Origin of the sequence: Nocardia sp. NBC_00565, from assembly GCF_036345915.1 — a bacterium.
Lineage (GTDB): Bacteria > Actinomycetota > Actinomycetes > Mycobacteriales > Mycobacteriaceae > Nocardia.
Map to the genome: position 1 here is coordinate 3797517 of NZ_CP107785.1, position 15375 is coordinate 3812891.

Here is a 15375-nt window from a genome sequence, read left to right on the forward strand (position 1 = left end):
CCAATACCAGTGTTGTTGGACTCCTGTTACTGGTATCGGATCGGTTGCAAGCTCTATGACATGACTCAGACCTTGCAGCCGACGAACGCAGCGGCCACGCCGACCGCTGCGGGTTCGGCGGTTCAGCCTGCCGCGCTCGGTGCGCGGCGCACTATCGCGGTGCTCGCGGTGCTGCTCACCGGACAGTTCATGGCGGTGCTCGACGCCGCGATCGTCAATGTCGCCATTCCTTCTATTCGTACCTCGTTGCACACCAGCGGATCCGCGCTGCAGCTGATCGTCGCCGGGTATGTGATCGCCTATGCCGTATTGCTGGTTACCGGTGCGCGATTGGGCGATCGGTTCACTCAGCGGACCACCTTCATCACCGGGCTCGCGGTATTCACCATCACCTCGCTGGCTTGCGGGTTGGCGTGGAATGAGTTCTCGCTCATAGTGTTCCGATTCTTGCAGGGTGCGGGTGCGGCGGCCATGATCCCGCAGATCATGACGATGATCCAGCGGAATTTCACTGGCAACGCCAGGGCCAAGGCGCTCAGTATGTACTCGGCGATCATCTCCGGCGGTATGGTCGTCGGCCAGGTGGCGGGTGGATTGATCGTCAACGCCGATCTTTTCGGCAGCAGCTGGCGGGGTGTATTCCTGGTGAACGTGCCGATCGGCGCGGCGCTGCTGTTGATCGCGCCGAAGGTACTGCACACGGCAACCGCACGATTCGCCCGGAAGCTGGACCTGGCCGGTCTGACGATGCTCACCGTCTCGGTGCTGTTGATCGTGCTGCCGATGGTACTGGGACATGAGCAGAACTGGCCGCTGTGGACCTGGATCGCGTTGGGCGCCAGTGTGATCGGCATCGGACTGTTCGTGGCGATCGAGCGCGCCGTCGCGGCGCGCGACGGTGAGCCGCTGTTCGCGCAGCGGGTGCTGAGATCGCCGGGCCTGGCACTGACCGCGGCCACGCTGTTCACGATCATGGCCACCTTCGGCGGCTGGATGTTCGTGATGGCGATCCACCTGCAGAGCACCCTCGGCTACACCGCACTGCACGCGGGCCTGCTGTTCATCCCGATGGGCGTGACGTTCGCGCTGGCCAGCCTGAACTGGGAGCGCATCCCACAGCGCTACCACGCCATCATGATTCCGCTCGGCCTGGTGGTCGGCGCGTCCACCATGGTGATGCTCGGCGCCATGCTGCGCAACGACGCGGACTTCGGACCGCTGCCGCTGGTGGTATTCGGCATTCAAGGCATCGGCTTCGGACTCGCGTTCAGCCCGTTGATGACGCGGACCCTGGCGAAGATCCCGATGGCGTTGGCCGCCGATGCCAGCGGAATTCTGGTGACCAGTGTGCAGCTGGGCGTCGTGGTCGGCATCGCGGTCTTCGGCTCGGTGTTCCTCGGCCTCGTCGGCAGTACGACGCTTTCCGCCGCACATGCGTTGGGCGGCACCGCGATTGCGGAGGGCGTGACGGTGCTCGTCGCGGCGGCGCTCTCCGCTCGCGCGGCGCGGTAAACCACCGCCGCGCGATTCGGCCCGCGCAGCGCAGTAGGCCATACAAGATCCAGGATCCCGGGTTCGTTGCGCAACGGACCCGGGATCCTGCTGTGGGCGCCTCAGGAGGCGGCGATAGCGGCCGTGGCTCCCGTCATCACGCCCAGGATCGTGGACAACGACATCGCCGAACCTCCTTGTGCCGCAATGGGCGACGACCGTGCCGAACGCGAATTATTTCAGAGTTTGCGTGCTGCTGCCGGTACCAGCAGGGGGCGCGCGAAGCGGTAGATCTCTTCGGCCGCATCGAATTCCAGCGACACAGCACTGTTCGGACCGCCTGCCCATTCGTCCGGGACCGGGGTACCGGGCCAGGTGTGGCCGCCGTCGAAAACCGACCATGCGCTCACCGCGGCGCCGCCGACGCCACCATCGACGGTATGACGATTCGACTGGCCGGTGCCGATGGTGGCACCGTCGCCGACGCAGCTGTCGATGGCACGCCAGTGCGCGGCCGAATCCACCAATCCTAGTGTCCGGCCACGTAATTCACCGCTCGTACCCACTCGCCGTGAATGGCCGCCGGTGATCGGTACGAGTTGGTCGGCGGTCCCGTTCATCAGCATCGCGGAGACCGCATGGGTCGGCCGGTGGTTGCGCAGCGCGGCGGGCAGCCCCCCGGCGACCGCGGCGAACACCGCGACCTGATCGCTGGCCTCGAGTGCCAATCGGTGGGACATGAACGCGCCGTTGGATATTCCGGCGACGATGGTCCGATCCGGGTGGGTGCCGAACCTGTCGGCACACCAGTCGATCAGGGCACGCAGGAAGGTGACGTCGTCGACCCCGGCCTCGTCGGCCGCGGTCACGCCGCGTCCGTCCGCCCAACATCCTCGGCAGCCGTCGGGATATCCGACCGCGATGCCCCATTCGTCGGCATGCGCCGCGAAGCTGGTCCACTCGTACATCGAGAGGCCCGGGGACCGCGGATCATCGCCGGACAGATTGCCGTGCAACACCAGCACCAGCGGAACGTCGCGATCACGGGGCGGACGCACGGTGAAGGTGCGAATACGCCCGTCGATCGTCAACTCATCCGCCACCAGGTCATCGGACATCGGCCAGCCTTCTCGCACGAGATCCAGCATAAGCGCCTCGATCTACTTGACTTGGAGTGCACTCCAGCACTTAGCGTGTCGATGAAGGGGATTCGACATACGACAGGATCGATTGATGGAACTCGGTTTTCACATTCCGATATTCGACATCGACGGTGGGACCACGGCCATTGCCGGTGAGCTGGCCAGGGTGGGCGCCGCGGCGGAGGCGGCCGGTGCGACCTGGTTGTCCTTCATGGACCATTATTTTCAGATCGAGCCGACGGGCTTGCCTGCGGAATCGAACATGCTGGAGGGCTACACCACGCTCGGCTATCTGGCTGCGCATACCTCCCGTATCGAGCTCGGCCTGCTGGTCACCGGGGTGACCTACCGGCATCCTGGCCTGCTCGCCAAGATCGTCACCACCCTCGACGTGCTCACCGGTGGGCGGGCCGCGCTGGGTGTCGGCGCCGCGTGGTTCGAGCGCGAGCACCAGGGGCTCGGCGTGCCGTTCCCGCCGATCGCCGAACGATTCGAGCGGCTGGAGGAGACGCTCCGCATCTGCCTGCAGATGTGGGACCCACAGGACAACGGACCGTTCGAGGGCAAGCACTACCAGCTCGCCGAGACGCTCTGCTCACCGCAGCCGATCAACCGGCCCAAGGTGCTCATCGGCGGTAGCGGCGAACGCAAGACACTGCGGCTGGTCGCGCAATACGGCGACGCGTGCAACCTCTTCGGTTCCTCGCCCGAGGATGTCGAGCACAAGCTCGACGTGCTGCGACGGCATTGCGACGATGTCGGGCGCGACTACAATGAGATCCGCACGACCATCATGGCCAACAACCCGAGGCCGAATCCGGACAACCGCGACGAGTTCGTTCGGCAGATGGCCGATTACGCCAAGCTCGGCGTGCACACCGTCATCATCACCCCGACCACCGGATCGCCCGCCGCGTGGATCGATGGCATGGCGCCGACCGTGCCACAACTCGCCGAACTCGGCTGAGCCGGTTCACGATCGCGCCGACGTGATCCGCCTCCGAGATCCCCTGGCCTCACGGGATCTCGGGGGTCGATCCACCGGTCAGCGCTCCTGTTGTGGCCAGAATCGTCCGCGCGACCAGCTTCGGGTCATCGATCATCGGCACATGCCCGACACCGGGTAGGACCTCGAAACGCGCCTGCGGGATGCGCTGGCGGGCAATGCTGCCGTTGACCTGCGACGGCAGAATTGCATCCCGGCCGGACCAGGCCAACGTGACCGGGCACGGCAGTTCCGGCACCGTCGCTATCTGTTCGCGGGTGGTCAAGAGATCCTCGGTGACAGCGCAGCCGATCAGATCGTCGGCCGCCGCCAGCGCTTGTTTCGGCGTCAATCTGTCGGCGCGACAGGCGATATCGCGCATCGACACCCGCCGGATCAGGCCCGAGCGCAACGCCAACGGCTGAATTCGGCGGGTCAGTCGAGTGAGGCCGGCCATTCTGCGCAGCTTCCGCACCCCGGCCGTCTGCGCGTGGCCACCTGCGTCCCAGAATCCGGCGGGCGACAGCGCGCACACGGTCAGCGCCCGCCCACGCAATGCCAGCTCGATGGCCATCCACCCGCCCAAGGAATTCCCCGCGAGGTGGACGCGCTCGAGCCCGAGATCGTCGAGCATCCGCTGCGCACCGTCGACCAGATCGGACACGGTGGCCGGGTGCCGCGGCACCGGCGGCCCGCCCCGATGCCCCAGCGCCGTCAGCGCGACCACCTCGTGATGGGCGGACAGCAGCGGAGCGACATCGTCCCACGCCTTGGCGGACATGGTGACACCGTGCAGGAGAACGAGTGGAGATTTGCCGGAGGCCATGAGCGAGTTCACCACACTCGGTACGTAACCGTCGACGGGTGCCACCGGTGGTGCGGTCGACCAGGACAACGGCCGTTGAGCGATAGTTCCGATCACCGCGACGCAAACAATGGCGGCGGCGGCCAAGTTTGACGATCGTCATACCTATGACGGTGACCAGAAACGTCTTCGCGGTGGGCATCGAACTGGACGGCGCGGGATACCACCCGGCCGCCTGGCGGCGTGCGACGCACGAGCCGGACCAGCTCCTGACCGGACGCACCCTGCACAATCGAGTCAGCGCAGCCGAGAACGCCGGTTTCACGCTGGCAACCTTCGACGATTCGATCCTGCCGCCCGCCGGCCGGGCGGCCGGGCGGATCGACGCGATCACCCGCGCCTCCTACGTCGCGGCGACGACCAGCACCATCGGACTGGTCGCGACGGTGGCGACCACCTACGCCGAACCGTTCCACACCTCCTCGCAGCTGGCCACCCTGGACTACGCCTCCCGTGGGCGTGGCGGCTGGATCGCGACCGCCGACCCCGCCGCCGCCGCGACCACCTGGGGTCGACCGGCGCGCACCACCGAGCCGGAACTCGCTCGGGAACAACGGGATTCGATCGAGGTGGCGCGCCGCCTGTGGGATTCGTGGGAGGACGACGCCGCCGTGCGCGATTATGCGGCGAGTAGATTCCTCGATCGCGACAAGCTGCACTACATCGACTTCAGCGGTGAGACCTTCTCGGTGAAGGGACCGGCGATTGTGCCCCGGCCGCCCCAGGGTCAGGTGGTCGTCTTCGCCGACGGCACCACCGAACCCGGCGAGGCGGATGTGATCCTGGTATCCGGCCCGGATCTGGCCCAGACCCTGGCCGCCGCGGATCGCGCCCGCGGCACCGGTGCACTCGTCTTCGCCGAACTCGATATCGCCCTGGACATCCCGGCCGCGACCGCCGCCGAACGGCTCGCGGAACTGAACGAGCACACCCCCGCTGATCCCGGCTCGCGCCTGAGCTTCGAGGGTGCACCGGCCGATCTCGTCCGGCTCGTCACCGAACTCTCCCACCACGTCGATGGCGTGCGGCTGCATCCGGCCGTCATCGACGAAGACCTTCCGGCGCTGGCCCGCTACGTCCTGCCCGCACTGTTCCGGTCCGGAGTGACCCATCGCCCGGTTCCCGGTTCGACCCTGCGCGCCAATCTCGGCCTGGCGCGGCCGATCAATCGATACGCGAAGGATCAGCACTGATGAATACAGCATCGCGAAGCGATTCAGTGCGGGGTGGCGCTCGGGCGACGGGTGGGCAAGTTCCGTTTCCCGACGCGCAGGTCCATTTCGGCGTCTTCTTCCAGGGTGTCAACCACTCCACCATCTGGTCGGACCCGAGCAGCGGCTCGCAGATCGACTTCGAAACGTTCCGGCGCACCATCACCACCGCCGAACGCGGACTGTTCGACGCATTCTTTCTCGGTGAGGGCCTGCGGCTGCGCGAACAGAACGGCAAGCTCCTCGATACCGATATCGCGGGACGACCCGATGCGATCGCCCAACTCGCGGCGCTGGCCGGGATCACCCGCCATATCGGCCTGGTCGCCACCCAGAACACCACCTACAACGAGCCCGCCGACCTGGCCCGCCGACTGTCCGGCCTGGATCTGCTCTCCGGCGGCCGCGCCGGCTGGAACGCGGTGACCACCGACAATGCCTGGACCGGCGAGAACTTCCGGCGCGGCGGGTTCCTAGACCACGCGCAGCGCTACGAGCGCGCGGGCGAGTTCATCAGCGCCGCCCGCGAGATCTGGGATGCCTGGGCCGACCACGCGATCGCCCCTACACGCACCGGATCCGATTGGGCCGCACCGGATTCGATCCGCACCGTGGCCCGCGAGAACGAGCACTTCCAGGTCGAGATCACCCCGACGCTGCCGCGCAGCGCCCAGGGGCATCCGGTGATCTTCCAGGCCGGGGACTCCCCCCAGGGTCGCGATTTCGCGGCGGCCAACGCCGATGTCATCTTCTCCAGGCACGGAACGCATTTCGACGCCGCGCTGGCCTTCGCGAACGATATTCGCGACCGGCTCGAAAAGGCGGGCCGCCCGGCCGACGACATCAAGATCCTGCCCGGCACCCAGATCGTGTTGGCGGAGCGGGAATCCGAGGTCGAGGAGAAGGCGCGCTGGGTGCTGGAGGGTCAATTCACCGGTCAGACCGCACTTTCGCTGGTCGGCCAGGTATGGGGTCGCGATCTGTCCGACCTCGATCCGGATGGCCCGCTACCCGCGCAGGATCCACAGCCGCGAGTGATCTCGGGCGAACGCGGTGCGCAGCGCGACGGTCAGGATCCGGTGGCGATCGCACGCGAATGGCGCGCGCTGGCCGAGGCCAAGAACCTCTCGCTGCGCCAGGTCGCCATCGAGACCTCCCAGCGGTCCGGATTCGCCGGTACACCCGGTCAGGTGGCCGACGAACTCACCCGCTGGGTGCGCAACGGCGCGACGCACGGATTCAATATTTCGCCGTATCTGGTGCCCACCGGACTCGATGAGATCGTGGACTGGCTGGTCCCCGAACTACAGGAGCGTGGCTCGTATCGCGCCGAGTACACCGGTACGACCCTGCGCGAGCATCTCGGATTGCGCCCGCCGCTCACCAGGCGCTGACCGAGACCGCCACCGGTCCGATCGGCGAAAGATAGCCGGTTTTGTCAGGAAAACTGACCCCGGACCGCGTCCTACTCGTATGTTTGCCATACGCAGTGCAGATCGGAGTGGGACAGTGCAAGCAGGGGTTACCGCGGACTATGTAATCGTCGGCGCTGGGTCCGCGGGCGCGGTGCTGGCCAACCGGCTCAGCGACGACCCGAATGTGACGGTGGTGCTGCTCGAGGCGGGACCGCCGGATAAGAACAAATACGCCCATATTCCGGCGGCGTTCGCGAAACTGTTCCGCTCGGAGGTGGATTGGGATTACCTCACCGAACCCCAGCCCGAGCTGAAGAATCGGCAGATCTACTGGCCGCGCGGCAAGATGTTCGGCGGGTCCTCGTCGATGAACGCGATGATGTGGGTGCGCGGATTCCGCGCCGACTACGACGAGTGGGCGCTGCTGGCCGGGGACGAGTGGGGGTTCGCGGCGGCGGTCGAGCAGTTCCGCAAGATCGAGAGCGTCGAGGACGCCCAGTATCCGGATGAGGGCGCGACCGGGCCACTACACATCTCGCGCCAGCGCAGTCCGCGCGCGCTGACCGCCGCCTACCTCGCCGCGGTCCAGGAATCCGGGTTCCTGGTGGAGCCGCCGAACCGGCCGCAGCCGGAGGGGTTCAGCCAGACCATGGTCACCCAGCACGGCGGCCGGCGGTGGAGCACCTCCGACGCGTATCTGAAGCTCGCGATGCGCCGCCCGAACCTGATCGTGCAGGCCGAGGCGCTGGCGTCGCGGATCATCTTCGAAACCTCACCGACCGGAGCGCCGCGCGCGGTGGGTGTGGAATACCGCCAGGGCGGGGTCACCCAGACGGTGTCCGCGCGGCGCGAGGTCGTGCTGTCCGGTGGCGCGATCAACAGCCCGCAGCTGCTCATGCTCTCCGGTGTCGGCGACGAGGACGAGCTTGCGCGCCACCACATTCCGGTTGTCCACCATGCGCCGGAGGTGGGCGCCAATCTGCAAGACCACCTGGTGGCGGCGCTCGGCTACGGAGTCGAATCCGATTCGCTGTTCACCGCGGAGAAGCCGCGGCAACTGCTCGACTATCTGATCCGGCACCGTGGCATGCTCACCTCCAATGTCGGTGAGGCCTACGGCTTCATCCGCAGCCGGTCCGATCTCGAACTACCCGACCTGGAGCTGGTCTTCGCGCCGGCGCCGTTCTACTACGAGGGGCTCGAGGATCCGACCGAGCACGGCGTCGTACTGGCCACGGTGCTGCTACGCCCGCACAGCCGCGGTCGCATCTCACTGGCATCGGGCGAACCGACCGACAAGCCGGTCATCGACCCGCGCTACCTGTCCGACAGCGGCGGCGCGGACCGTGCGGCGATCATGTCGGGTCTGCGCGTCTGCGCCGAACTCGCCGCCGCGCCGTCGATGAAGGCCGTCCTCGGCCCGCTCATCTACCCTCCGCAGGCGCCCGCGGAACTGGAAGGCGCGATGGAACTGACCCTCAACGGTTATTCGCACACGCTGTACCACCCGGTCGGCACCTGCCGGATGGGCACCGATAGTGGCAGCGTGGTCACGCCGCGGCTGGAGGTACGTGGGGTGCAAGGGCTTCGCGTCGCCGATGCGTCGGTGATGCCGCTGCTCATCCGCGGGCATACGCACGCCCCGAGCGTATTCATCGGCGAACAGGCGGCGCAGTTCATCCTGGGCTAGCCTCAGAGCCGAATGTGCTCGACGCCCACCAGGCTCGGCGCACTCGGCCGCGCGACTCATCATCGGTCTTCGGGTTCAGCCCGCACGATCCGGCTATGCGCTCCGCGACCTGTCCGATCGAGATGTCGTCGGTGCGGATGTATTCGGCGAACTCGGGCTGCCCGAGCCGGTCCAGCCGAAACCGCGGGACCAGATGGGAATGGGCAGACCAACTCCCAACGATGGGCTCTCGAGCGCCGACATTGGGCTCGAAATGGCATGCACTGCAACGTTGCACGTCATGCGTATACGCAGAAAGTGCTGTGCGGCATCGAATGTCAAGCATGCACGCTCCTTCGGCGTGACCGTTGAAATGGTCTGCACACCCAGTCTCGTTGCCGCACACCCGCTCTACTGGGCGCTTGCGACGCCGGGCGGGTGGCTACGGAAACGGTGTCGGCGATGACGGATGCCCAGCGGCGAAACGGGTGGGCGGCAAATCGGATCGCGGCGGTCAGACGAGTGACGGTCGGTCATCGCGCCGCGCCCGGGTGCGCGGTCAGGATCAGGCGAAGGCGAACAGGCCGAGTGATGCCACGGCCAAGGCCAAGTACGGGAGAGGGTGAGTGATGTGGGAGTACCACTTGGCGCGCAGGATGGTGAGCACCGCGCCGAGGAAGAACAGGACCAGGCAGATGGCGGCGGTCAAGCCGAGGGGTGGGATGGCCAGGCCGATCAGCAGGCCGAGTCCGCCGAGGGCTTTGAGGACGGCCAATGGGGTGAGCGCCCATTGCGGAATGCCGTAGCCCTTCATGGTTTCGCGCACCTGGTCCGCCTTGACGACATCGAAGCCCGCGGCGACGAATGCGCCGAGGGCGGCGAGGATGGTGACGACGACAGGTCGCCACTCTCGCGCTGGTCAACGGCACGGTCGGCATCATCGTCGCCCCGCGTGGCAAGCTGCTGCTTGCCCTGACCGTCACGGTCGAGCACAACCGGATCGCCGCCTACGAAGTGATCGCCGACCCGACCCGGCTGCGCGAACTCGACCTCGCGATGCTGCCCGAATCACCGTGAGCTGTCGGCCCATCAATCGCAGACGGCTCCGTAGGACGCGGAACCGACCAGCTTCGAATATTTGGCGAGCACGCCGCGGGTGTAGCGGGGCGGCAACGGTTTCCAGCCTTCGCGGCGGGTGGTGAGTTCGTCGGCATCGATCAGCAGGTCGAGCGTGCCCGCACCCACATCGAGGCGGATCTGGTCACCATCGCGCACGAAGGCGATCGGACCGCCGTCGACCGCTTCCGGGGCGACGTGTCCGACGCACAGTCCCGTGGTGCCGCCGGAGAACCGTCCGTCGGTGAGCAGCAGCACGTCCTTGCCGAGTCCCGCGCCCTTGATGGCTGCCGTGATCGCGAGCATCTCGCGCATTCCCGGGCCGCCCTTGGGACCCTCGTATCGGATGACCACCACGTCCCCGGCCGCGATCGTGCCGTCCTCCAGCGCGTCCATCGCCGCCCGCTCGCGATCGAAAACCCTTGCGGTGCCGGTGAATACGTCGGAGTCGAAACCCGCCGACTTGACCACGGCGCCGCCGGGCGCGAGCGATCCGGCGAGAATGGTGATGCCGCCGGTCGGATGGATCGGCGATGTCATGGCGCGGACCACCTTGCCGTCCGGATCCGGCGGCGCGATATCGGCCAGATTCTGCGCGACGGTCCGCCCGGTGACGGTCAGGCAGTCGCCGTGCAGCAGCCCGGCATCGAGCAGCACCTTCATCATGACCGGGACCCCACCGATCCGGTCCACATCCGTCATCACATGTTGCCCAAAGGGTTTCACGTCCGCGAGGTGCGGCACCTTGCGACCGATACGGGCGAAATCCGCCAGTGCCAGATCCACCTTCGCATCGTGTGCGATCGCCAGCAGGTGCAGTACGGCATTGGTGGAGCCGCCGAATGCCATCACGACCGCGATCGCGTTCTCGAAGGCCTCCTTGGTGAGAATGTCGGAGGTGGTGATCCCCCGCCGCAGCAACTCCACCACCGCCTCGCCGCTGTGTCGCGCATAGCCGTCGCGACGCCGATCGGTCGCCGGCGGCGCCGCACTGCCCGGCAGCGACATGCCCAATGCCTCGGCCGCGCTGGCCATGGTGTTGGCGGTGTACATCCCGCCGCAGGCGCCCTCACCCGGACAGATGGCCCGCTCGATGGCGTCCACGTCCGCGCGGCTCATCAACCCGCGCGCGCACGCGCCGACCGCCTCGAAGGCATCGATGATCGTCACCTCGCGCTCGCTGCCGTCGGAGAGTTTCGCGATACCGGGCAGGATCGAGCCGGCGTACAGGAACACACTCGCCAAGTTCAGCCGGGCCGCCGCCATCAGCATGCCGGGCAACGATTTATCGCATCCGGCGAGCAGCACCGACCCATCGAGCCGCTCGGCCTGCATCACCGTTTCCACACTGTCGGCGATCACCTCTCGCGATACCAGCGAGAAGTGCATGCCCTCATGCCCCATCGAGATGCCGTCGGAAACCGAGATGGTGCCGAATTCCATGGGATATCCGCCGCCCGCGAACACGCCCTCCTTGCACGCCTTGGCGAGCCGATCCAGCGACAGATTGCACGGCGTGATCTCGTTCCAGGACGAGGCCACCCCGATCTGCGACTTCCCCCAGTCCCCGTCGTCCATCCCGACCGCGCGCAGCATCCCACGAGCCGCGGTCTTCTCCAGACCATCGGTGACGTCGCGACTGCGCGGCTTGATATCCGGACCGTTCGCATCATTCGCCATGCCCACATCATTCCCCGCCCGAACCCCCACCGCCGCCACCCACGCCGATCCCGCCCGATCGAGCCCAGTACAGCCGGGCATGCGCCTGGACCGACGCATTCCTACCCGCGGTGCGATAGCCACTCAGGCGTTGCGAATTCGCGGATCGATCTCGGCCATATGTACTTCGGCCCACTCACGCGGCGATGACCGACATCGTCAGCGAATAGCGAATAGCGACGATGCCCCGCCACGTGTGACTATCCCGTGATGCTCGCGAAGCCCATGGGTGGTGTGGGCGATGGGCCGGTGCGCAGCACCGGGCGGAAGTCGGGTAGCGCCGGCAGTATGTCGGCATTGCGGGCCGCGTAGCAGCGCACGCGCGGTAGCGCCCGGGTGACCTCCGCGCGCTCCACCGGCTCGGCGTCGATGAACCCGATGGTGTCCAACTCGAGGCCGAGCGTGTGTGCGATCCGGACCAGGGACGACGACTTGCGGCCCCAGCCGATCTCGATGGCCGAGAACATGTCGTAGAGCCCGTAGCGGTACAGCTTTTTCAGGGTGAGGTCACGGTCGCTCCGGCTGGCCACGGCGTGCCAGATGCCGCGCTCACTGAGCAGGTGCAGCGAGCGCAGGGCGTCGGGCCGTGGCGCGCCGCTGGTCGCATCGCATACGACACCATTCCAGAGGGTGTTGTCCAGTTCCCAGACAAGACATCTCAGAGCCGGTGCCATCGCCTGCCCCTATCGGTTGGTCATCGCTGCCTCTCCTGCCGCGCCATCGGCAGATGGGTACTAGCACACCATCCAGCGAGCGGCACGTGCCGGACAAGCCCCCGCTGCCATGGGAGCCCGTTCGGCCGAGGTGATACTACCGACACCGCTGACGAATACGCCCATGCCGTCGGCATCGCAGCATCGCTGACCACTGTGACCACTCACAAGGACATGCCGGCCCGGCTGGCGCACTCTCACAGAACCATGCGAACCGGTCCAAAGCTGACCTTGGACAGTTACCGTGAATGCGCTACACAGCAACATCGGGGGCAGAAGGAGACGCCAATGTCGGTCGACAATTCGTCCCGGCCTACCCTCACCCTCTCCGGCAAACCGATGTCAACCTCGCTCAAGGACGTTCGCGCGCTGTCCCGGCAGATGGTCGTCCACTTCGTGGACAACGTCATCCCGTGCGGCACCCTGCCCGGGGAAGCGATCAGCGGTGATATCACCGCCAGCACTCGGGTCTGCCTCGAGATCGCGGTCAGCATGCTCGACGGCAAGGACATTCCGGAGAAGCTGCGGCGCCTGGAAGACCACGCGGCGGGCTGGGCGCGCGAGGGCGTGCCGATCGACACCATCCTGCACTCGATCCACGAGGGCTTCCAGATGGGCCTGGACCTGGTGGTGTCCAGTGCGACCAACAAGGACTACGACAATCTGGTCGACGGCGGCAAGATGATCATCGAGCTGCTCGACAAGCTCACCTCGGCGATTTCGGTCGCCTATATCCGAGAGCTGCGTTCGGTCGTCAGCGAACACCACACCGCCGTGCACACCCTCACCTCCGCGCTGCTCGGTGGCCACAGCACCTCCACCATGGCCCGCGAATGCGGCATCGCCATCGCGGAGTCCTATGCCGTACTGGCCGTGGCGATTCCGCCACATCGCGATGAGCACAATCCGATGGTCGACGCCCAGGTGGTGGCCCGGCGCAAACTGCGCCGGGTGCAGGCCGAACTCGCGATGCAGTGCGGCGCGAGCGCGTTGTCGCTGCTCAGCGTGGACGGCGGCACCGTGCTGATTCCCGCCAATCGCTTCGATAACGATCAACTCGACGCCGTGGTCGCCAAGCTCACGCACGCCGCGCAGGTCGGGATCACCTCGACCATGGTCGCGGCCACGCCGGAACTGATCCCGAACGCCGCCGACCAGGCGCACGAACTCCTCGATATGGTGCAGCGCCTGCAGGCGGTGGCCGGTCTCTACCGTTTCGACGAACTCGCCCTCGAATACCAGCTCACCCGCCCGGGCCCCGGTCGCGAATACCTCGGTTCGCTGCTGGATTCCCTGGACGAACACCCCGAACTGCTGGAAACTCTGCAGCGGCACATCGGCAACAACCTCAACCGGCAGCGCACCGCGCGGGTACTGCACGTGCACACCAATACCGTCGACTACCGCCTCAAACGCATCGGACAACTCACCGGCTTCGACCCGTCGCAGCCGTCGGGCCTCTGGTATCTGCGTTCGGCACTGGTCGCCCGCACCTACCGCACCTCCTGACCAACCGACGACACCCGCCGGCCGATCGCAGGGGATCGGCCGGCGGGTGTGCACCGATACCCCGATGCCCACCGAGCGGGCTGTGCGGACGCCGCTCGGTGGGCACACCGCTACGCGCCTCACGCGGGCCGGGAAACAGAGGCGGGGTAAGAATCTGCTTCACCGGCACGGGTTCGCGCAGCGGTCGGCGCACCCGCCGAACAGGCCGGAGGATTCAAGTTTCGTCCTATCCGGCGGGTGCACGGCTATGTGGGCGGCTTACAGCGATCCACCACCGCCGATCACCCAGGTGACCAGATTCTTCACCTTGTCCGCACCACCCTCGAACTTGGTGTACCAGTTGGCCATCGAGCCGCCCTGGGAATGCGCGACGATATCCACCTCGGGCGCTCCGGTCGCGGCCAGCACCCGATCGACGAAGGTGGCCAGTTGTTTTGCCGAATCCTGGATGTAGCCAGTGCCCATCACACCGGGCAGCACTGAACCGAGGCCGCCGCCCTGCGCGATATTCGAGCGACCGTAGTTGAAGGTGAACACGCAGAACCCGGCGTCCTTCATCGGCTGGCTCATATAGGCGAAGCCGTTGTAGGCGTTCATCCAGGTGCCGTGCACCGCGACGACCGGTCGCGGATGTGCCGCGGTCGGCTTGCAGTTCCACTCGTTGGTGCCCGGCGGCGCCGCGTCCGGATTGAGCAGGCCGTAGCCGAAGGCGGCCAGCCACGAGGTCATCGGCGGGCCGTAACCCTTTGTGTCACTGGCGTATCCGCCCGACAATCCGGAGCTGCTGCCGGAGCCGCCGTAGCAGTTACCCGACCCGTTGCCCGATCCGGCGCCGCTGCCCGAGGTGCAGGCCGACCCGGTACCCGCACTGCCCGAATTCGCGACCGGCTTGCGGCCCGCGGCGATGAAATCGGCCAGGGCCTGTTCCGACGCTTGTTCGGTCGGCGTCGGATCCGGATTCGCGTTCGCGGCGACGCCGGTCATGCTCATAGGTTTCCCATAGAGATGCGACACAACGGGCCGTGACGGCCACAATTCGATCATGCCGAATCGGTGAATTGTCCAGACAACCAAGGAATCACGAGGAATTCGCGGAAATCGGGACAATCATGGATCCACGTTTTCGCAATCGGCGGCCACACCGAAAGACAGGAGCGAATATGAATGACAACGTCATCGACGCCGTTGCCCAACCCGCCGCCCAGGCCCGGGCGCTGCTCGAGCACCGATACCGGTCACCGGTCAGCTACGAGATCGAGCGCGAGAAGATTCGCGAATTCGCGCACGCGGTACCGGATTTTCATCCGGCACACTGGAATGAGGAGGCGGCAGCGCAACTCGGCTTCGACGGCTTGATCACGCCGCGCACATTCGCCTCGATAATCATGCTGCGCGTCCACCGCGAAATACTCGACACGCTCATCACCGGCTATGACCCGGCCCGTGTTCTGCATGCCGATCAAGTACTCGACATCGGCCGACCGTTGGTCGCGGGAGACCGGGTGACCTGCGATGTCTATTTCGAATCGTTCCGGCATTT

General features: G+C 66.5%; 12 protein-coding genes and 1 pseudogene. 7 read left to right on the plus strand and 6 right to left on the minus strand.

The features are described 5' to 3' along the window. Positions 1-60: 60 nt before the first annotated feature. Positions 61-1512 (plus strand): MFS transporter, encoded by a 1452-nt coding sequence (locus OG874_RS18165; protein WP_330256310.1) that lies wholly within the window; start codon positions 61-63, stop codon positions 1510-1512. Positions 1513-1730: 218 nt separating this feature from the next. Here OG874_RS18165 and OG874_RS18170 read toward each other — a convergent pair whose 3' ends face one another. After that, positions 1731-2609, minus strand: coding sequence for an alpha/beta hydrolase family esterase (locus tag OG874_RS18170; protein WP_330256311.1), 879 nt, complete (start codon positions 2607-2609; stop codon positions 1731-1733). Positions 2610-2724: 115 nt separating this feature from the next. Here OG874_RS18170 and OG874_RS18175 point away from each other — a divergent pair, with 115 nt between their 5' ends. Next, on the plus strand, positions 2725-3600 hold the full coding sequence (locus OG874_RS18175; protein WP_330256312.1) for an LLM class F420-dependent oxidoreductase: 876 nt from the start codon (positions 2725-2727) through the stop codon (positions 3598-3600). 49 nt (positions 3601-3649) lie between these two features. Here the strand turns inward: OG874_RS18175 and OG874_RS18180 are convergent, their stop codons facing one another. Then, positions 3650-4489, minus strand: coding sequence for an alpha/beta fold hydrolase (locus OG874_RS18180; protein WP_330256313.1), 840 nt, complete (start codon positions 4487-4489; stop codon positions 3650-3652). A 101-nt stretch (positions 4490-4590) separates the two neighbouring features. On the opposite strand from OG874_RS18180, the gene OG874_RS18185 reads away from it, so the two are divergent. The 3 genes from OG874_RS18185 (at position 4591) to OG874_RS18195 (ending at position 8799) form a co-directional block, all read left to right on the plus strand. Beyond that, positions 4591-5676 (plus strand): LLM class flavin-dependent oxidoreductase, encoded by a 1086-nt coding sequence (locus OG874_RS18185; protein WP_330256314.1) that lies wholly within the window; start codon positions 4591-4593, stop codon positions 5674-5676. Next, positions 5676-7088 (plus strand): NtaA/DmoA family FMN-dependent monooxygenase, encoded by a 1413-nt coding sequence (locus OG874_RS18190; protein ID WP_330256315.1) that lies wholly within the window; start codon positions 5676-5678, stop codon positions 7086-7088. Before OG874_RS18185 ends, OG874_RS18190 begins: the two co-directional genes overlap by 1 nt. Before the next feature lie 115 nt (positions 7089-7203). Further along, complete coding sequence (locus tag OG874_RS18195; RefSeq protein ID WP_330256316.1) at positions 7204-8799, plus strand: GMC family oxidoreductase; 1596 nt, start codon at positions 7204-7206, stop codon at positions 8797-8799. Positions 8800-9343: 544 nt separating this feature from the next. Here the strand turns inward: OG874_RS18195 and OG874_RS18200 are convergent. The 3 genes from OG874_RS18200 to OG874_RS18210 all read right to left on the minus strand — a co-directional run bounded on the left by OG874_RS18200 (position 9344) and on the right by OG874_RS18210 (position 12287). Beyond that, complete coding sequence (locus tag OG874_RS18200) at positions 9344-9664, minus strand: DoxX family protein (protein ID WP_330257327.1); 321 nt, start codon at positions 9662-9664, stop codon at positions 9344-9346. A gap of 203 nt (positions 9665-9867) precedes the next feature. Continuing rightward, positions 9868-11574, minus strand: a complete 1707-nt coding sequence (gene ilvD, locus OG874_RS18205) for a dihydroxy-acid dehydratase (protein ID WP_330256317.1) — start codon at positions 11572-11574, stop codon at positions 9868-9870. A gap of 239 nt (positions 11575-11813) precedes the next feature. After that, on the minus strand, positions 11814-12287 hold the full coding sequence (locus OG874_RS18210; RefSeq protein WP_330256318.1) for an HAD-IIIC family phosphatase: 474 nt from the start codon (positions 12285-12287) through the stop codon (positions 11814-11816). Between the two features lie 327 nt (positions 12288-12614). On the opposite strand from OG874_RS18210, the gene OG874_RS18215 reads away from it, so the two are divergent. After that, positions 12615-13835: a PucR family transcriptional regulator gene (locus tag OG874_RS18215; protein ID WP_330256319.1), complete on the plus strand. Its 1221-nt coding sequence runs from the start codon at positions 12615-12617 to the stop codon at positions 13833-13835. 258 nt (positions 13836-14093) lie between these two features. Here the strand turns inward: OG874_RS18215 and OG874_RS18220 are convergent, their stop codons facing one another. Next, positions 14094-14825, minus strand: a complete 732-nt coding sequence (locus tag OG874_RS18220) for an esterase/lipase family protein (protein WP_442943357.1) — start codon at positions 14823-14825, stop codon at positions 14094-14096. Between the two features lie 170 nt (positions 14826-14995). On the opposite strand from OG874_RS18220, the pseudogene OG874_RS44770 reads away from it, so the two are divergent. Then, a pseudogene (locus tag OG874_RS44770) lies at positions 14996-15313 on the plus strand (FAS1-like dehydratase domain-containing protein); the annotation flags it as partial. Between the last annotated feature and the right edge of the window lie 62 nt (positions 15314-15375).